Raw genomic sequence first — 18,318 nt, forward strand, 5'->3', positions numbered from 1 at the left:
CCACGGCGCCCGCGCCGGCTGCCATTACCGGACCGGCATTGGGGCTCGACCACGCGCGTGCCTGGGTGCGCCAGCAGCGCAGCGCCTGCGTCGTTGCGCCGAGCGATGCGTAGGAAAGCGCGGTCAGTCGCGCCGGAACGAAATTGAGTACGTCGTCGATGCGTGCCGCCGCCCAGCCGAACATCAGCCAGCGTGGCGTGCGATAGCCCCACATCGCGTCCAGCGTATTAGCCAGACGGAACACGATCACGGCCGGCGCGCCGCCGATCAGGAACCAGAACAGCGCGCCGAAGATCGCATCGTTGCCGTTCTCCAGCGCCGATTCGCACGCGGCGCGGGCCAGCGCCTCGGCGTCGGCGTCCTCGGTGTCACGCGAGACGATGCATGAGGTAAGCCGGCGCGCGGCGGACAGATCGCCGCGTGTCAGGGCGTCGGCGATCGGAGCGATGTGTTGAGAGAGGCTGCGGGCGCCAAGCGCCGCATAGAGCGCCACTGCATGGAGCACCCAGGCCAGCGCGGGATGCACAGCCTGCGCCAATGAGATCAGCAACGTCGCGATGGCGGCCGGCACGAGCACGACCACCGCCCACGCAAACAGGCCCGCCACGCGCTGGCGTAGCGCGCCACGTTCGGGACGATTGAGGCGATTGGCGACCGCCGTGGCCAAGCGGCCAAAGCCGACCAGCGGATGCCAGCGGCGCGGCTCGCCCAGCCAGCGATCCAGCAGAACGCCGGCGATCGCAGCCGCCACGCAGGCCGGCCAGGACAGCATGATCATGCGATGGGCGCGTCCTTGACGGCGACGGGAATGCCGGCCACAAGCAGACGCACGCGATCGGCGGCTGCGGCGAGCTTCTGGTTCAGGCGGCCAAGCTCGTCGACATAGAAGCGCGTGATGGCGCCCATCGGCACCACGCCGAAGCCGATTTCGTTGGTAACGAGGATCACGTGCCCCGGCAGCATCGGCAGCGCGGTCATCAGCGCGTCGATCTCCTCGGTGAAGGCCGGTGGCGGCGTGATGACACCGTGCTCGGGATAGTCGCGGCTTTCGCTGAAGATCAGGTTGTTGAGCCACAGCGTCACGCAGTCCACCAGAATGCAGCCGTCGTGACGGGCATGGCCGTAGAGCGCGTCGGCCAGATGCACCGGTTCTTCCACGAGGGTCCAGTCAGCCGGCCGTCGCGCGCGATGCAGCGCTATGCGCAATTCCATCTCTTCGTCGGTGGAATCGACATCGTGGCGCGCCGTGGCGATATAGGTGACCGGGCCACGCGTCAGTGCCGCATGGTCCGTGGCGAGCTGCTCCGCGAAATGGCTCTTGCCCGATCGCGCGCCGCCGATCACGAGTGTCAACTGGCGCGGCATCGACATGCTCGCGTGCGGCTCATGGGTGGGCTGGGCTTCCGGCTCGCCGGCCACGGTGGCGCCCGCCGATGCTGGTTCGGCGGAGGGCGAGATGTTGAGTGCCTGGGCGATGGCCTTGGTCTTCATGCGACGTATTGTAGCCGTCCGCATCGATCTTGCAGACTGGTGCGCCAGACCTCCCGCGCGCCAGGACGATGCTGCGATAATCGCGCGATGCGCGACGAACCTGCTTCCCGAACCGATTTCCTCCCGGCTGGGCGTGCCCTGCACGGCACCCTGATGATCCAGGGCACCACTTCCGACGCGGGCAAGAGCACCGTCGTGGCCGGCCTGTGCCGCGTGCTGGCGCGGGCCGGAGTGCCGGTGGCGCCGTTCAAGCCGCAGAACATGGCGCTGAACAGCGCGGTGACCGTCGATGGCGGCGAAATCGGCCGCGCGCAGGCGCTGCAGGCGCAGGCTGCCGGACTGGCGCCCCATACCGACATGAATCCCGTCCTGCTCAAACCCAGCAGCGATACCGGCGCGCAGGTCATCATCCATGGCCGCGCGCGCATGGATCTGGACGCGCGTGCCTATCACGACTACAAGCCACGGGCGATGGCCGCTGTGCTGGAAAGCCATGAGCGGCTGGCGCAGGCGTACGACGTGGTGCTGGTGGAGGGCGCGGGCAGTCCGGCGGAAGTGAACCTGCGCGATCGCGATATCGCCAACATGGGGTTCGCGGAGCGCGTCGACTGCCCGGTGGTGATCGTGGCCGATATCGACCGGGGCGGCGTGTTCGCGCACCTGGTCGGCACGCTCGATTGCCTGTCCGAGACAGAGCGTGCACGCGTGACCGGTTTCATCATCAACCGCTTCCGTGGCGATATCGCGCTGCTCGAACCCGGGCTGGACTGGCTCACGGCGCGAACCGGCAAACCCGTGTTCGGAGTGCTGCCGTATCTGCATGGCCTGCACCTCGATGCCGAGGATGCGATCGTCAGCGCCCAGGTGGCCGGGCAGGCGGGCGGGAGCGAAGTGCTTCGTGTGATTGTCCCGGTGCTGCCGCGGATTTCGAACCATACAGATTTTGACGCGCTGCGAGCCCACCCGGGCGTCGATCTCCAGTTCATCGGCCCGGGGATGCCGATTCCGCCTGCGGATCTCGTGATCCTGCCGGGCAGCAAGAGCGTGCGCGCGGATCTGGCCTTCCTGCGCGCCAATGGCTGGGATCGCGCGTTGCGGCGGCACCTGCGCTATGGCGGCAAGCTGATCGGCATCTGTGGTGGCATGCAAATGCTGGGCCGGAGCATTCACGACCCTGATGGACGGGAGGGGCCCGCTGGCACGAGCGACGGCCTCGCGCTGCTCGATTTCGAAACGACGCTGGCGCCAGAAAAGCAGTTACGGCGCGTGGCGGGGCGGCTTGCCGATGGCAATGACGCCACGGTGCGCGGCTACGAGATTCACCTCGGGGTTACCGAAGGCCCGGCGCTGGCCCGGCCAGCGCTGTGGCTAGAGGGCGACAAGCCGGACGGCGCCCGATCCGACGACGGTCAGGTACTGGCGACCTACGTCCACGGCCTGTTCGACGATCCCGCCGCGTGCGGCGCGCTGCTGCGCTGGGCCGGGCTCGGTCAGGCCGAAGGTGTCGACCTCGATGCGCTGCGCGAGGCGTCGCTGGACAGGCTGGCCGACAGCCTGGCCGCCAATCTCGATCTGGGAGCGCTGTTCGCGCCGCTGGGTCGTTAGCCCGGGCGGCACGCTACACTTGCGGAGTTGTCGGAGAGTCGGGACGGCCTGCCATGACGCCGTGCGCCCGATGAAGTCGAGAGTCTCGTTGTCGTTCATGGCACCCAATCGGACATTGGAGGACTTTCATGCCGGTAGTCGTGATCGCCAATCCAAAGGGGGGTGTGGGCAAGACCACGCTGGCCACCAACCTTGCCGGATACTTCGCCCGCAATGGGCACGCCGTGATGCTGGGCGATACCGATCGTCAGCAGTCGTCACGCGCCTGGCTGAACCTGCGGCCCGAATCGGCACCGCCGATTTCGACCTGGGACATCGACGCCGACAATATCGCCCGCCCGCCGAAGGGCACCACGCACGTGGTGCTGGACACGCCCGCCGGCCTGCATGGCTGGCGCTACGCCGATGTCATGAAACTGGCGCACCGCGTGGTGGTTCCCCTGCAGCCGTCCATGTTCGACATCCTGGCCACGCAGGACTTCCTGGCCAAGCTGGCCGGTGACAAGCGCGTGCGGCACGGCGAGGTGCCGGTGGGTGTGATCGGTATGCGCGTGGACATGCGCACCCGCGCAGCCGAGCAGCTCCAGCGCTTTGTCGAAGGCTTGGGCCTGCCGGTGCTTGGCTATCTGCGCGATACGCAGAACTACGTCCAGCTTGCCGCGCACGGCCTGACGCTGTGGGACGTGGCGCCGTCGCGCGTGGCGCGTGACTGGGAACAATGGCAGCCGATCCTGCGCTGGCTCGACGGCAAGGGTGGCGTCGTTACCGAGGGGCCGGCTGCAGTCGGCTGACCAGTACTGGCACGTCGTTCCAGGTCACGCGGCGGATCGTTACCATGATGTCGGTCCCCGGAAAGGGGTCGTCGAAACTGTCCGACTCCACACCTCCCAGGCGCCGGTAGAACTCCCGCGCCGATGTGTTGCCATCCAGCACGTACAGGAACAGCGGCTTGCCGGGCCACCGGCGCGCCGTGTATTCGGCCCAATGCGCCAGCAGCAGCTTGCCGTAGCCGTGTCCGTGATACGTTTTGCGCACATGCAGGTTATCCAGATAAATGCCGTAGCCCGGCTCCGCCAGCGGCATCAGACACGCGAAACCGGCGGCCTGACCATCCACACGCAGGATATTGACCTCCAGCGGAGCCTCCGCGCCGTCTACGAGCCGCGCGCGCCAGGTGGCGAGGCGCTCCGCTGGCGTGTGCTGTTCGAGATACTCGGCGGGTATCAGGCCGGCGTAGGTGTCGCGCCAGCTCTCGGCGTGCATGGTGGCAATCAGCGCTACGTCGGCTGGCGTCGCCTGAACAAGTTCGATCTGGTGGGGCATGGAACTGGGCGTCATGGGGCGGTGACGGGTTTGCGCTGCTAGAATCGCGAATCTTTCGCATTTGCGTTTGCGAAGGCTTGCGCCAGGCGGCATTCGGATTGTTTTCTGAAGTGCCTTGCGCGCCTCGTACAAGCATCTACAAATCCTACAATGCTCTCCGGTCGTTTGCGCACGTTTTTCGTAAAACTGCACCTATATATTGGCCTGGTCTTTGGCGTGCTCTTCATCCTGATGGGCCTGACCGGCACCGCCATCTCATGGCGTGACGAGATCGACAAGTGGCTGAATCCGGACCTGCTGCAGGCCGTTTCCGCCACACGCATCCCGGTGGGGGCCGCCACGGTGGAGTCCGTGACCGCGAAGCTGATGGCCGATCCGCACTTCGGCAAGCCCAACCTCCTGATGTTGCCCACCGACGAGCACGACGTGTTCGTGGCGTACTACCCGATAAAGGGGCCCGAGGCCGGCCCCGGACGTTTCCGCCAGGTGATGATCGACCCGATCACGCTGGCCGTAAAGGGCGAGCGACTGTGGGGCGTGCCGGGGCTGTCGCGGCAGGCGCTGATGCCGACGGTCTTCCATCTCCACCGCTACCTGCTGTCCGGCGATACGGGCAAGACGATCACCGGCGTGACCGGCATGATGCTGTTCATCAGCGTGCTGCTGGGCGTGGTGCTGTGGTGGCCCAAGTTCAAGTGGCGCTCGCTGAAGCAGTCGGTGCGCATCACGCATGGCGGCTCGTGGTCGCGGTTCATCTACACGAGCCATCGTGCGGGCGGGATCTTTGTAGCGCCGATCCTGGCGACCATCGCGTTTTCCGGCTGGTACCTGAACCTGCCGAAGTGGGTCACGCCGATTATCGCCAGCGTTGCGACGCTGAGCCCGCAGATCAAGCCGGTTTCGGATCCGGCCCCCGAGGGCACGCATGCCATCACGCCGGCTCAGGCGATGACAGCGGCGCAGAAGCAGTTCCCGGACGCGGCAGTGACGCGCATCAGCTTGCCGCGCAAGCCCGGCGACGCCTATGAGGTACGCCTGCGCCAGGAAGGCGAGGTACGCGCCGATACCGGGGCCACGCGGCTCTGGCTCGACGCCTACACCGGCCGCCCGCTGGCCGTGCGTGACCCGCGCAACGCCGCATCTGGCGATACCATCATCAACTGGCTGTTCCCGCTGCACACGGGCGAGGCGTTTGGCTCGTGGGGGCGCGCGTTCATCACCGTGTTCGGTCTGGTGCCGCTGGCATTCGCAGTGACCGGCGTGCTGATCTGGTGGAAGCGCCGCAGCGGCCATCGCCGGCATCTGGAGCGCGAACGGCTGCGGCAGGCCTGAGGGTTCAGCCGCTCAAGAAACAAAAAAGCCTGCGGCAAGTGCGCAGGCTTTTCTTATTGCGGGGTCGGATCGCTCTTGCGTTCAGATTCGCGCTCAGATCTCCAGGTTGTCGATCAACCGGGTAGCGCCGAGCTTGGCCGCCGTCAGCACCACCAGCGGGGCGCCGGCCGCGAATTCCTCGCGGGTCGGGGGCTGCAGGTTGTCCTGCTTGCGAATCGACACATAGTCGGGTTTCCAGCCACGGGCCTGCAGGCGGGCCAGTGCGTCGGCCTCGACGGCCAGCAGGTCCACACTATCGCCGCCAAGCACGGTGTCCCGCACTTCGTGCAGCGTCTTGTAGAGCACCGGCGCCTCGGCGCGCTCGGCCTCGCCGAGGTAGCGGTTGCGCGACGAGAGGGCCAGCCCATCCTCGGCCCGGATGGTTTCGGCCGGAATGATGTCCACCGGCAGCGCGAACTGCTTGGCCATGCGGCGCACGATCATCAACTGCTGGTAGTCCTTCTTGCCGAACACGGCCACGCGCGGCTGCACGCAGCAGAACAGCTTCATCACCACCGTGCAGACGCCCTTGAAGAAGCCCGGGCGGAATTCACCTTCGAGGATGTCACCCAGGTCATGCGGCGGGTCCACGCGGTATTCCTGCGGCACCGGGTACATGTCCGACTCGGTCGGCGCGAACAGCACGTAGACGCCTTCGCTCTGCAGCTTCTCGATGTCGTCCTGCAGCGTGCGCGGGTATTTGTCGAAGTCCTCGTTCGGGCCGAACTGCAGGCGGTTGACGAAGATCGACGCCACCACGGGGTCTCCATGCTGGCGGGCCAGCCGCATCAGCGACAGATGGCCTTCGTGCAGGTTACCCATGGTCGGGACGAAAGCGACGCGGTTCTGTCCGCGCAATTGGTCCCGCAGCGCCTGGATGGAGGAGATGACTTTCATGAATGTCGTGTGCGGTCGTGGTAGGGGAGCGTCCCGAAGTCGGACTTCACCCGTGCCTGGCTCTCATGGCAGACGTCGGCCGGGCTGTCGGCGGATTGTAGAGCATCATCGCGGCTTCAGGCCGCGCGACGCCCTTCGTATTGTCCGATATCCGGGTAAGTCTACGCGGGCGTGTACGCCAATCGCACATAGACTGGCGCGAACGGCTCGGCCTGCGTGATCTCGATCAGCGCTTCGCGCGAGAGCTCGAGCATGGCGATGAAGTTCACCACCACCACGGGCACGCCCTTGCCGGACCGGATCGCGTCCTCGAACAGTTCGCTGAATTCCATGAACCGGGCGTGCTGCAGCCGGCGCAGAATCTGGCTCATGTGCTCGCGCACGGACAGTTCCTCGCGCGAGATCTTGTGGTGCTGATTCAGCTTGGCGCGCCTGAGCACGTCGGCCCAGGCGGACTGCAGATCCACCGTTTCCACGTCGGGGAAGCGGGGCGCCAGGCTTTGCTCGATGAATACCTGCGAGCGCAGGAAGTCACGGCCAAGCTGCGGCACCGTGTCCAGGCGCTGGGCGGCCAGCTTCATCTGCTCGTATTCCAGCAGGCGCCGCACCAGTTCCGCACGCGGATCCTCGGCTTCCTCGTCGCTGTCGGCCTTCTTCACCGGCAGCAGCATGCGGGACTTGATCTCGATGAGCATCGCTGCCATCAGCAGGTACTCGGCGGCCAGTTCCAGATTGCGCTTGCGGATCTGCTCGATGTACGAGAGATACTGACGCGTCACCTGGGCCATCGGGATGTCCAGCACGTTGAAGTTCTGCTTGCGGATCAGGTACAGCAGCAGGTCCAGCGGGCCTTCGAAGGCCTCCAGGAACACCTCGAGCGCGTCCGGCGGGATGTACAGGTCCTGCGGCAGCTTGAACAGCGGCTCGCCGTACAGGCGCGCGAACGCCAGGCCGTCGACCATGTCGGCGGCGCTGGTGGCGGAACCGTCACCAGCCACGCTGGGCAGTTCGACCGGCAGGCTCAGCTTTTCCTGCGCGGCCTGTTCCCGCGGATCGCTTGGGTGCATCGGGGGCATCCCGGCGGGGGGATCAGTTCTCGGAGGCGTACACGTACGGCTTCTGGGCCACGCGCGACGCGTCGGCGCGAGCGCGCTCCTCCAGGTCGATCGGGGCCTTGTCCCACAGCAGGGCGCGGCCTTCGCGCTGTTCAGTGTCCAGCGACGGACGCTCCTGCTTGAGCGTCTTCAGGAACTGGGTGATATCCGATTCGTACATGGCCATGGTGAAACCTTGTGCCCTTTGGGCGGCGTTAGGGATGTTGGGGCTGGATTTTACCGTATTGGAAGCCGCTAAAAGAATTTTGAAATTTGGTGTCGGACTGACGTGGCCCTTGCGACGGTGTGGTCAAATAGCGACTTTGCGGGTAGACACCGACAGGATGAGGATCGACTTGGGCCACCTGGCCGGAATGGTCGCTGCTGGCAGGACGCCGACTAGCCACCGGAGTGCCGGGCGGGTTGCGCGTCTGGCCGGGCTCGTCCTGACGCTCCTGCTGGCGCTGAACGCGCCCCTGGGCCATGCCGCCAAGGCGGCCTACAAGGTGGAGATCGACGCGCCGGATGCGCTCAAGGGCATCCTGCAGGAACACCTCGATCTGGCCCGCTACACCGAACGCACCGACATTTCCGACGACCAGTTCCAGTACATGGTGGAGACCGTGGATGACCAGGTGCGCCAGTTCGCGTCCACCGAGGGCTGGTTCGATCCGGTGACCAAGGCCACCGTGGAAGGCGAGGGCGACAAACGGGTGGTCCACATTTCGGTCGATCCCGGCGCGCGCACGCTGATCCGCGCCGTGGACGTGCAGGTGACCGGCCCGGCCGCCACGCAGTCGCCGGAGCAGGTGGAGCAGATGCGCGCCAAGTGGGGATTGCCCGTTGGCGAACCATTCCGGCAGTCCGCCTGGGACAAGGCCAAGGAAGACGCGCTCGTGACGCTGCAGAGCCGCAGCTACTACGGCGCGAAGCTGGCCGCGTCGCGCGCGCGGGTCGAACCCGACGAACAGGCCGCCGATCTGTCCGCCCGGTATGAGAGCGGGCCGGCCTATATCCTCGGGCCGCTGGTGGTCGAGGGCACACGGCGCTATCCGGAGCAGATCGTCCGCAACGTGAACCCGCTGAACGTTGGTGAGCCATATCGCGTGGAGCGGCTGCTCGAACTGCAGCGTGCGGTCCAGAACCAGCCTTATTTCTCGAACGTGCAGGTCGACCTGGTGGAGCCGGCCGAGGCCGAGGCCAAGGGCGAAGCAGGGACTGCCTCCGATGCCGCGACCGAGGCCGATGGCGCGACGACGACCACCAAGACCACCAAGGCCACGCAGCCCGATACCATCACGACCCCGGTCCGAGTGCGGGTGCGCGAGCAACCGCTGCATCGCCTCAATACCGGCGTCGGTTACACGACCGACACTGGTGCGCAGGTGAGCGGGCGGTACTCCTATTACAACCTGTTCAATCGCGCGTGGGTGTTCGACTCCCAGCTCAGCATCGAACAGAAGCGCCAGTACGCCTATCTGGAAACGGCGATGCCGCCGGACACGCGTACCTTCCGCAACAGCATCTACGGCAGCTACGAACGCACGATCGACGTCGAAAGCACCGATCTGACGAGCTGGCGCGCGGGTCTGAAGCGCTCGCGCTCGCGCGACAAGTACGACACCACGTTCTCGCTGGATTTCTACTACGACAACCTGTTGCCGTTCGGGGAACCGGCCCAGATCTCCAAGGCACTGGTGCCGGCGTTCGCCTGGACGCGCCGCGATGTGGACAACCCCGTGTTTCCGCGCCGGGGCAACGTGATCAGCACGCAGATCGGCGTGGCGGGCAAGGGCTTCCTGAGCGATGCCACGTTCCTGCGTCTCTATGGCCGTATCCGGCAGTACATGCCCGTCGGCAACCGCGACCTGTTCGTGGCCCGTCTGGAACTCGGCGCGGATCTGACCAAGGCCGATCCGGCGCAGGTGCCGGCGTCGCTGCGGTTCCGGGCCGGTGGTACCGACTCGATCCGCGGCTACAGCTTCCAGTCGATCGGCACGCCCGAGGGCGCCGCCGTGGTGCCGGCGCGCTACCTGGGCACCGGCAGTCTCGAATACCAGCACTGGTTCAAGCCGGACTGGGGTTTCGCCGTGTTCTGGGACGCGGGTACAGCGTCGAACAGCATCAAGGGCGTCACGATCTATAACGGCGTCGGCGTGGGCGCGCGCTGGCGCAGCCCGGTGGGCCCGGTGCAGCTCGATGTCGGCTACGGCATCCAGCAGAAGCAGTTCCGTCCGCATATCTCATTGGGAGTGGCGTTCTGATGAGTATCCCGGACATGCCCTCCGTCCCGCGCGAGACGCCGAATGCGCCGCGCCCACCACGTCCTCGCCGCCGCGTGTGGCGTGTGCTGGCATGGATCGTCGGTTTGCTGGTGTTCCTGGTGATCGCGGTTATCGGCACGGCCGTGTTCGCGCTGCATAACGAAGCCGGCACGCGCCATCTCTGGGGGCTGGCCACGCGGCTGTCGGCTGGAATGCTGACCGGGCAGTTCGATGGCGGCACCGTGGCGAGCGGGCTGCGTCTGCATGACGTGGTGTACGCCAGCGGCGACACGCGCGTCGCGATCGACCGTATCGACAGCAAATGGAAGATGACATGGTCGCCGATGCGGCTGCATGTGGAATGGCTGCGCGTGGGCAAGATCGACGCCCGACTGCCGGCTTCCGAACCCAACACGCCGCCCGCGCAAATGCCGGCGACGCTCGAGTTGCCGCTTGCGATCGATATCGACACCCTTACGCTGGGCGAACTGTCGCTGCTGCAGGGCCCGCCCGCTACGTCGAGTCCGCTGGTGCTGTCGGGCTTGTCGGGCGCGGTGCATTCGGACGGGCAGCGTCACCGCATCGTGATCGATCGACTGGTCACACCCTACGGCAAGTTGCAGGCGAACGGTCAGATCGCCGGCCGCAAGCCGTTCGCGCTGACCGTCGAGGCGTTGGCGGAGGGCCGCTGGCAGGATGAGTCGTATGAGATGACCGCGCGTGTCGATGGCTCGTTGGAGACGCTGCACGCGCAGGTCGAAGCTAACGGCGACCGGATTCGTGCCCGTGCCAGTGCCGATGTGACGCCGTTTGGCGAGGTGCCATTTACGCATCTGATGGTGGATGGCGAGCGCATCAATCCACGGCTGTTCAGCGCGACCGCGCCGCAGGCGAATCTGAGTGTCCATGCGGACCTGCGTCCGGTGGCGCCGGCCGCTTCCGCGTCAGCGCCAGCCGCGCCTGCTTCCGCCCGTGCTTCAGCTTCTGCCCCTGCTTCTGCCCCTGCTTCTGCCCCTGCTTCTGCTTCTGCCCCTGCTTCTGCTTCTGCTTCTGCTTCTGCTTCTGCATCTGCATCTGCTTCTGCATCTGCATCTGCTTCTGCTTCTGCTTCAGCGCCACCAGCCAGCGGCGCGTCCGCGAAGCCCACGGCAAGCGCGACCGCGCCGCTGACCGTGGCGGGCGAAGTGACCGTGAACAACCTCGAACCCGGGCCGCTCGACAAGGAACGCCTGCCTGTCCAGAGCGTGCAGGCCCGCGTCGAACTCAGCGAGGCGACGCAGATTCTGAGCGACCTTCGTATCGCGCTGCTGGGCAACGCCGAGATCGTCGGCAAGGGATCGTTGCATGATGGGCGCGGCGGCTTCGACCTCGATGTGCGCCGGCTCGACGTGGCCGCGCTCTACACGAGCCTGATGCCGACGCGTCTGTCCGGCCCCGTGAGCCTGCGCCTCGAACCGGGACGCCAGAGCGTGGCCCTGGATGTGTCGGGCGGTGACATCAAGCTCTTTGCCAACGCGAGCGTCGACAAGGATGCGGTGACGCTATCCACACTGCGGGCCGGGCTCGGCAGCGGAACGCTGACCGCCGACGGCAAGCTTGGTCTCAAGGACGAGCAGGTGTTCAGCTTCAAGGGCAAGCTGGCCGATTTCGACCCCGCGCGGCTGGCCAAGGTGGCGCCCGGGCGCATCAATGCAGATTTCTCGACGACCGGATCGCTGGCGAAGGTGCTGCGCGTGGCGGTCGATTTCGCGCTCAAGGAGAGCGAGTACGCGGGCCTGCCGATGACCGGCAGCGGCAAGGTGCGGCTCGAAGGCGAGCGCCTGTTGCCCAGCGAGGCGTCGCTGCTGATGGCCGGCAACCAGGTCAACCTGAGTGGCAGCTTTGGCGCGCGCGGAGACCGGCTCAAGGTCAACGTCGACGCGCCGCAACTCGATCGGCTCAAGTTCGGTGTGGCGGGCCGGGCGAAGCTTGATGCTGAGATCACGGGCACGCTCAAGCGCCCCGAGATCGTTGGCGACTACAGCGCCCAGTCGCTGGTTATCGGCCCGCACAAGGTGGCGAGCGCCAGCGGCCATGCGGAACTGCGTGGTGGGCTCGATGGCACGCTGTCGGCGCAACTCAGCGCGCGTGACTACAGTGGCCCGCAGGCCAGCCTCCGCACGCTCGACGCCAACCTTTCCGGCACGCAAGTCAATCACACCTTCGACGTGAAGGCCGCCGGCTCGCTGCATGAGCACCCCATGCAACTGACACTGGCCGGGCAGGGCGCGTGGCGGGGCGATCAGGGCTGGAACGGCACGATCCACACCTTCGAGGAACGCGGCACCGTCAATTTCCGATTGGCCGCGCCGACGCAGTTGCTGGTGGCGGACCAGCACATCCGACTCGGCCAGACCCGGCTGGTGCTGGACCGCTCGACGCTGAGTATCGACGGATTCGAGTTTGATCACGGGCGCATCCACACGCAGGGCAACCTTGACGGCGTGCAGGTGGCCCATGTGCTGGAAGTGTTGCAGGCGCTGACGGGCGAGCCGCCACCGATCCGGTCGGATCTCGTGCTCGACGGCAAGTGGAATCTGAACCTCGCCGAGACCGCGACCGGGTTTGCCGAAATCCGTCGCCGCAGCGGCGACGTCTCGGTCAATGCCGGCCGGGGCTGGGCCACGCTCGGCCTGGGCGAAACCGCGCTGCGGGCGGAGTTCGCCGGCAATCGCATGACGCTGCGTGGCGGCACTACCTCGCAGCGGATCGGCAAGCTCGATGTCGATGCGTCGGCGGGGCTGATCAGCGAGCAGGGTCTGCTGACGATTGGGTCGGCGTCCACGCTGGCCGGCACGGTGACCGCCGACATTCCGCGCCTGAAATCGCTGGAGGCCCTGAGCGGACCGCAGTTCGCGTACGACGGCAAGATCGCCGCCGCGGTGCGCCTGGGCGGCTCGGTCGGCAGTCCGTTACTGACCGGGACGGTCGATGGCAGCGACATCGCCGTCACGCTATACGACCTGGGCATCCGCCTGACGGATGGCGTGGTGCAGATCGCGCTGGACCAGAACACGGTGGAACTCAAGCAGGTGCGCTTCCGTGGCGGCGACGGCACGGTGACGGCGACAGGCGCGGTCAAGCTCGGCGAGGCTGATCCGAACCTGACGGCCAAGATCGTGGCCGACAAGCTGCAGTTGTTCGCCAGCCCTGAGCGCACGCTGATCGTGTCCGGCGAAGCCGGCATTGCCAACGAGAATCGGAAGATCGCGATTCGCGGCAAATTCCGCGTCGACCGAGGCCTGTTCGACCTGCCCAAGGCCGGCGCGCCGGTGCTTGGCGACGATGTTGTGGTGGTGCGCAGGCGCGACCAGCGCGAAGTGAAGACGGCTGCCACGCAGGCACCCGAGACCAAGCCAGCCAGTCGTTTCAGCCCGCTGATCGATCTTGCCGTGGATCTGGGCGACAACTTCCGCTTCCGTGGCGCCGGCGCCGACCTTTTGCTCGCCGGCCAGCTTGGCGTGCGCAGCGAACCGCTGACGCCAATGCGCGCCACCGGCACGGTTCGCGTGGTAACCGGCACGTACGAGGCCTTCGGCCGCAAGCTGGAAATCGAGTACGGCTATATCAACTTCAACGGCGCGGTAGACAACCCGGGCATGAATATCCGCGCGATGCGCCGCAACCAGGAGGTGGAGGCCGGTGTCGAGGTGACAGGAACGGTGCGGCTGCCGCGCGTGCGGCTGGTGTCGGAACCGAACGTGCCTGACGAGGACAAGTTGTCATGGCTGATGTTCGGCTACGGCGCCGAGGGCGCCGGGTCGAGCCAGCAGAAGCAACTGAGCGGCGGGGCGCTCGGCGGTGCGGCGCTCGGCATGATTGGCGGCAAGGCCGGCAAAAACGTGGTGTCGCACTTCGGCATCGATGAGTTCTCGATCGGGCCGAGCACGGCCGGCCTGAGCGACACGCAGGTGGTGAGCGTCGGCAAGGCCGTGACCGACAAGATATCGGTGGGCTACGAACAGAGCCTGACGTCGGCATCCAACGTGGTCAAGCTGACCTGGGCCTTCTCGCAACGATGGTCGTTGCTTGCCAAGGGCGGTTCGATCAACGGGCTCTCGGTGCTGTTCAACCGGCGCTTCAACAACTGGGGTAACCTGTTCTCCGGCGGTGGCGGGTCCGGCAGGCGCGCCGCCGATGCAGCATCCGCGGCAGCTGCATCGGCCGCAGCAGCCGCAGCGGCCGCCGCCGCCGCCGCCTCAGCTCCCGATACGGGCAAGCCCGCCGAAGCCCAGGACGACGCTACCCAGCAATGACATCCATGAAACTCCGACTCACTGACGCGTCACGCCGACGCCTTGCCGCCATGGGACTGATAGCCAGCCTGCTTGCCCTGTTTGGTTGCGACCAGCAGAAGGTCGACGAAGCCATGAAGAAGGCCGGCGACGCCGCGCGCGGCACGTGGAACAGCGTGAAGCCCGACAGTCTGCTGTTCAAGGGCATCGAGATCGGCAAGTCCACCGAGGAAGATGTGCGCCGTCAGGCCGGCAAGCCCGAGATCGTGTGGGAAGAGGCAGACGGCGGACGCCGGTTGGAGTACCCGCGTGGCCCGGAAGGCACCACCACCTGGATGGTGACGACGGGCCCGGACGGTACCGTGCGCAAGATCGAACAGGTGCTGTCCGCCGAGTCGTTCTCGCAGGTGCGGCCCGGCATGAACAAGGACCAGATCCGGCGGATGCTCGGCAAGCCGACCAAGGTCGAGGCGTTCGCGCTGAAGCAGGAAGAGGTGTGGGGATACCGCTGGTATGAGAACCCGACCGAACGCGCGTTCTTCAACGTCCACTTCAACAACGACGGCATCGTTACCACGACGTCGCGAAGTGACGATCCTTCGAAGATGGGTGGCGGCTAACCAGGTCTGAGGGGGGAGGTGGTGCCGGCGATCGGGGAGACCGCCGGCACGCGGGCCGGGAGGTTGCTACCGGTTAGCGGATACGCATGCCGGGCACGGCGCCGCTGTGCGGTTCGAGGATGTACAGACCCGGGTTGGCCTTTTCATCCGCGGCCGATGCAGCCAGGACCATGCCTTCGGACATGCCGAACTTCATCTTGCGCGGGGCCAGGTTGGCCACCACCACGGTCAGCTTGCCCACGAGTTGCTCGGGCGTGTAGGCCGACTGGATGCCCGAGAACACGTTGCGCGTCTTGCCTTCGCCCAGGTCCAGCGTCAACTGCAGCAGCTTGTTCGAACCTTCGACCTTGTCGCACGCCACGATCTTCGCCACGCGCAGGTCGATCTTCGCGAAGTCGTCGATCGTGATCGTGTCGGCAACCGGCTCGATGGCCGAAGCGCCCGCGGCGCCAGCTTCGGCGGCCGGCGCTGTAGCCTGCAGCGAGTCCCGGTTCGCAGCCAGCAGTGCATCGATCTGTTTGGCATCCACACGCGTCATCAGGTGCTGGTACGGCTGCACCGGGCGGTCGGCCGAAAGCTGCTTGTCGATGGCGCGCCAGTCGAGCGGATCGACGTTCAGGAAACGCTCGACGCCAGCGGCCATGGTCGGCACCACCGGCTTCAGATAGATCGTCAGCAGGCGGAAGGCTTCCAGCGACACCGAGCAGGCGGCGTGCAGCGCATCGCGCTTGCTTTCGTCCTTGGCCAGTTCCCACGGCTTGTTGGTGTCGACGAACGCGTTGACCGCGTCGGTCAGTTCCATCACCAGACGCAGTGCCTTGCTGTACTCGCGGCTTTCATAGTACTGGGCCAGTTGCGGTGCGGCCTGGCGCAGTTGCTCCAGCAGCGGGTTGGCCAGCGCGGCCTCGTTGACTTTGCCGTCGAAGCGCTTGACCAGGAAGCCGGCGGCGCGGCTGGCGATGTTCACGTACTTGCCGATCAGGTCGCTGTTCACGCGGGCGACGAAGTCGTCCAGGTTCAGGTCCAGGTCTTCCATGCTCGCATTGAGCTTGGCGGCGAAGTAGTAGCGCAGCCATTCCGGGTTCATGCCGGTATCGGTATAGCTCTGCGCGGTGATGAACGTGCCACGCGACTTGCTCATCTTGGCGCCGTCGACGGTCAGGAAGCCGTGCGCGAACACATTGGTCGGGGTGCGATAGCCCGAGAAGCGGAGCATCGCCGGCCAGAACAGCGTGTGGAAGTACAGGATGTCCTTGCCGATGAAGTGGTACTGCTCGGCCGTCGAGTGCGGGCCGACCCAGGCGTCGAAATCGATGCCGCGCTTCTCGGCGAGGTTCTTGAAGCTCGCGTAGTAGCCGATCGGGGCGTCGAGCCACACGTAGAAATACTTGCCCGGCGCGCCGGGGATCTCGAAGCCGAAGTACGGGGCGTCGCGCGAGATGTCCCAATCGGACAGCGTCGAGGCTTCGCCTTCGGCGCCCAGCCATTCCTGCATCTTGTTGCTGGCTTCCGGCTGGGCCAGATCGGCCACCCATTCGCGCAGGAACGTTTCGCAGCGCGGGTCGGAAAGCTTGAAGAAGAAGTGCGTCGACGACTTGCGCACCGGCGTTGCCCCGGACACCACCGAGTACGGATTTTTCAGATCCGTCGGGACGTAGGTTGTGCCGCAAACCTCACACGAGTCGCCGTACTGGTCCTTGGCACCGCACTTTGGGCACTCGCCCTTGATGAAGCGGTCCGGCAGGAACATGTTCTTGACCGGGTCGTAGAACTGCTCGACGTCGCGCTCGGTAATCAGATCCTCGGCCTTCAGGGCCAGGTAGATCTTCTCGCAAAGCTGGCGGTTTTCTTCGGCGTCGGTGCTGTAGTAGTTGTCGAACGACACCAGGAAGTTGTCGAAGTCGCGCTTGTGTTCGGTCCAGACGCGGTCGATCAGCTGCTTCGGGGTGATGCCTTCCTTTTCGGCGCGCAGCATGACCGGGGTGCCGTGGGTGTCATCGGCGCCCACGTAGTAGACCTCGTTGCCCATCATGCGCTGGAAGCGCACCCAGATGTCGGTCTGGATGTACTCCACCAGGTGGCCGATATGGATCTGGCCGTTGGCATATGGCAGGGCGGAAGTGACGAGGATGCGGCGTGCGGTCATGAAAAGAGCCGTTCAGAGGGGTTTTGCGCCAGGAGCGCCGGCGGTGACCGGCAGGAGGCACGGGGGTAAAGGCGCTATTTTAGCAATTGCCCCGCGTCGGTGCGCGGTTTGCGTGCGGATTGGGCGCGAACGGGGGGTGAACTTGGGCCGAATTGGGGCGAATATCGCCGAAAACGGCCAGGAAACCGTTGATTCACCTGGCAAACGGGCAAAAAAAAGCGCCGGTTAGTCACCGGCGCAGCTTTCCACAACGGAAAAGGAGGAGAAATCAGGTACCGCCCGGGAGGTCAGCCACCCATCGCGAGCCAGCAACGGTGGCAAGCGGTACCTGAACTCTATGACTGGTCACCCAGAAATTGGTTTCAAGAAAATTTCGACACGACGATTTTGGGCACGGCCAGCCTCGGTCGAATTGTCCGCGACGGGCTGGGTTTGGCCCCGGCCTTCGGCGCTCAGGCGGGTCCGGGCGACGCCGCGGTCACCCAGGTAGCCGGCCACGCTCTGGGCGCGGCGTTGCGAGAGCTGCATGTTGTATTGCGGGTTGCCGGTGCTGTCCGTATGGCCAACGACGTTGGCCGACACGTCCTGGTGCTGCGCCAGCGTCTGGGCCACCTGGTCGAGCACGTTGCGGAACGACGGCTTGATCGTCGAGCTGTCCGTGTCGAACGTGACCTGGCTCGGGATGTTGACCTTCAGGGAGCCGTCCGGCTGCTCGGTGATCTGGGTGCCGGTGCCCGCGGTGTCCTTGTTCAGCTTGCCGCGGATGGCATTCCAGTTGTAACCGGTGGCGCCGCCGAGCGCGCCGCCCACTGCCGCGCCGACCAGCGTGCCAGTGGTGTTGCCGCCGATCAGGTTACCGATCCCCGCGCCTACCGCCGCACCGACTCCGGTGCCGACCGCCGTATTGGTCTGTTGTTCGGTGGCGCAACCCGCCAGGGCCGCAGCCGCGACGAGCGAGACGGTGACGAGCTTGAAATTCATGCTTTCTCCTTCTGGTGATTCCCGTAAATGTTTTGCCAAAGCCATCCTGCATGTTAACGCCTGGCGCGTAATGCCGCGCACAGGCAGTACAACTTTCATCATGCAATCAAAAACACTCAGGACGATCCCGCATACCGCCTGTCGGCACGCGGGATCCCGGGATTGGCGCACTACAATAGGCATATGGCGGCGCGTGCACAAGCCCGAGACTGTGAGAGATGTAATTGTCTGTAATTCCGCACTCGGCAAAGG

Annotated in this window: 14 protein-coding genes; 6 read left to right on the top strand and 8 right to left on the bottom strand. The window is 65.8% G+C overall.

Features of this window, described 5'->3' with window-relative positions; translation table 11 throughout:
- A partial coding sequence (cbiB, locus tag D769_RS27930; protein ID WP_008651750.1) for an adenosylcobinamide-phosphate synthase CbiB occupies positions 1-778 on the bottom strand: 778 nt, incomplete at its 3' end.
- Positions 775-1,365 (bottom strand): bifunctional adenosylcobinamide kinase/adenosylcobinamide-phosphate guanylyltransferase, encoded by a 591-nt coding sequence (cobU, locus tag D769_RS27935; RefSeq protein ID WP_024569062.1) that lies wholly within the window; start codon positions 1,363-1,365, stop codon positions 775-777. The genes cbiB and cobU, both read right to left, overlap by 4 nt.
- 213 nt (positions 1,366-1,578) lie before the next feature.
- Between cobU and D769_RS27940 the strand changes: the two genes are divergently transcribed.
- Together D769_RS27940 and D769_RS27945 are read left to right on the top strand one after the other, a co-directional pair.
- The gene (locus D769_RS27940) at positions 1,579-3,096 is read left to right on the top strand and encodes a cobyric acid synthase (RefSeq protein WP_152415091.1); all 1,518 of its coding nucleotides are present in this window, start codon (positions 1,579-1,581) and stop codon (positions 3,094-3,096) included.
- A 128-nt stretch (positions 3,097-3,224) separates the two neighbouring features.
- Positions 3,225-3,887, top strand: a complete 663-nt coding sequence (locus D769_RS27945) for a ParA family protein (RefSeq protein ID WP_008651755.1) — start codon at positions 3,225-3,227, stop codon at positions 3,885-3,887.
- Here the strand turns inward: D769_RS27945 and D769_RS27950 are convergent.
- Entirely contained in the window at positions 3,859-4,434 is a 576-nt protein-coding gene (locus tag D769_RS27950; protein WP_008651757.1) for a GNAT family N-acetyltransferase, read from the bottom strand. The genes D769_RS27945 and D769_RS27950 overlap by 29 nt on opposite strands.
- A gap of 135 nt (positions 4,435-4,569) precedes the next feature.
- Between D769_RS27950 and D769_RS27955 the strand changes: the two genes are divergently transcribed.
- Positions 4,570-5,751, top strand: coding sequence for a PepSY-associated TM helix domain-containing protein (locus tag D769_RS27955; RefSeq protein WP_008651759.1), 1,182 nt, complete (start codon positions 4,570-4,572; stop codon positions 5,749-5,751).
- A gap of 93 nt (positions 5,752-5,844) precedes the next feature.
- Here the strand turns inward: D769_RS27955 and panC are convergent, their stop codons facing one another.
- From panC to D769_RS27970, 3 genes are all read right to left on the bottom strand, one after another.
- Positions 5,845-6,687, bottom strand: coding sequence for a pantoate--beta-alanine ligase (gene panC / locus D769_RS27960; RefSeq protein WP_008651760.1), 843 nt, complete (start codon positions 6,685-6,687; stop codon positions 5,845-5,847).
- Positions 6,688-6,848: 161 nt separating this feature from the next.
- On the bottom strand, positions 6,849-7,754 hold the full coding sequence (locus tag D769_RS27965) for a ScpA family protein (RefSeq protein WP_008651762.1): 906 nt from the start codon (positions 7,752-7,754) through the stop codon (positions 6,849-6,851).
- A 22-nt stretch (positions 7,755-7,776) separates the two neighbouring features.
- Positions 7,777-7,968, bottom strand: coding sequence for a DUF3460 family protein (locus tag D769_RS27970; protein ID WP_008651764.1), 192 nt, complete (start codon positions 7,966-7,968; stop codon positions 7,777-7,779).
- A gap of 187 nt (positions 7,969-8,155) precedes the next feature.
- Between D769_RS27970 and D769_RS27975 the strand changes: the two genes are divergently transcribed.
- The 3 genes from D769_RS27975 to bamE are packed head-to-tail and all read left to right on the top strand — an operon-like array spanning position 8,156 to position 14,939.
- On the top strand, positions 8,156-10,045 hold the full coding sequence (locus D769_RS27975; protein WP_052018181.1) for an autotransporter assembly complex family protein: 1,890 nt from the start codon (positions 8,156-8,158) through the stop codon (positions 10,043-10,045).
- The gene (locus tag D769_RS27980; protein WP_008651767.1) at positions 10,045-14,340 is read left to right on the top strand and encodes a translocation/assembly module TamB domain-containing protein; all 4,296 of its coding nucleotides are present in this window, start codon (positions 10,045-10,047) and stop codon (positions 14,338-14,340) included. The genes D769_RS27975 and D769_RS27980 overlap by 1 nt, the downstream gene beginning before the upstream one ends.
- A gap of 50 nt (positions 14,341-14,390) precedes the next feature.
- On the top strand, positions 14,391-14,939 hold the full coding sequence (bamE, locus tag D769_RS27985) for an outer membrane protein assembly factor BamE (protein ID WP_008651770.1): 549 nt from the start codon (positions 14,391-14,393) through the stop codon (positions 14,937-14,939).
- Positions 14,940-15,012: 73 nt separating this feature from the next.
- Here the strand turns inward: bamE and metG are convergent, their stop codons facing one another.
- Positions 15,013-17,085: a methionine--tRNA ligase gene (gene metG, locus D769_RS27990; protein WP_008651771.1), complete on the bottom strand. Its 2,073-nt coding sequence runs from the start codon at positions 17,083-17,085 to the stop codon at positions 15,013-15,015.
- A 345-nt stretch (positions 17,086-17,430) separates the two neighbouring features.
- Positions 17,431-18,066, bottom strand: a complete 636-nt coding sequence (locus D769_RS27995; RefSeq protein WP_008651772.1) for an OmpA family protein — start codon at positions 18,064-18,066, stop codon at positions 17,431-17,433.
- Positions 18,067-18,318: the final 252 nt, after the last annotated feature.

It is taken from the genome of Cupriavidus sp. HMR-1, assembly GCF_000319775.1.
In the GTDB taxonomy this organism is placed as follows: Bacteria; Pseudomonadota; Gammaproteobacteria; order Burkholderiales; family Burkholderiaceae; genus Cupriavidus; species Cupriavidus metallidurans.

Coding starts and splice junctions, on each gene's coding strand:
- bamE (WP_008651770.1), top strand. CDS start 14,391: ATGGGACTGATAGCCAGCCTGCTTGCCCTGTTTGGTTGCGACCAGCAG.
- D769_RS27975 (WP_052018181.1), top strand. CDS start 8,156: ATGGTCGCTGCTGGCAGGACGCCGACTAGCCACCGGAGTGCCGGGCGG.
- cobU (WP_024569062.1), bottom strand. CDS start 1,365: ATGCCGCGCCAGTTGACACTCGTGATCGGCGGCGCGCGATCGGGCAAG.
- D769_RS27945 (WP_008651755.1), top strand. CDS start 3,225: ATGCCGGTAGTCGTGATCGCCAATCCAAAGGGGGGTGTGGGCAAGACC.
- D769_RS27970 (WP_008651764.1), bottom strand. CDS start 7,968: ATGGCCATGTACGAATCGGATATCACCCAGTTCCTGAAGACGCTCAAG.
- D769_RS27980 (WP_008651767.1), top strand. CDS start 10,045: ATGAGTATCCCGGACATGCCCTCCGTCCCGCGCGAGACGCCGAATGCG.
- panC (WP_008651760.1), bottom strand. CDS start 6,687: ATGAAAGTCATCTCCTCCATCCAGGCGCTGCGGGACCAATTGCGCGGA.
- D769_RS27940 (WP_152415091.1), top strand. CDS start 1,579: ATGCGCGACGAACCTGCTTCCCGAACCGATTTCCTCCCGGCTGGGCGT.
- metG (WP_008651771.1), bottom strand. CDS start 17,085: ATGACCGCACGCCGCATCCTCGTCACTTCCGCCCTGCCATATGCCAAC.
- D769_RS27955 (WP_008651759.1), top strand. CDS start 4,570: ATGCTCTCCGGTCGTTTGCGCACGTTTTTCGTAAAACTGCACCTATAT.
- D769_RS27995 (WP_008651772.1), bottom strand. CDS start 18,066: ATGAATTTCAAGCTCGTCACCGTCTCGCTCGTCGCGGCTGCGGCCCTG.
- D769_RS27965 (WP_008651762.1), bottom strand. CDS start 7,754: ATGCACCCAAGCGATCCGCGGGAACAGGCCGCGCAGGAAAAGCTGAGC.
- D769_RS27950 (WP_008651757.1), bottom strand. CDS start 4,434: ATGACGCCCAGTTCCATGCCCCACCAGATCGAACTTGTTCAGGCGACG.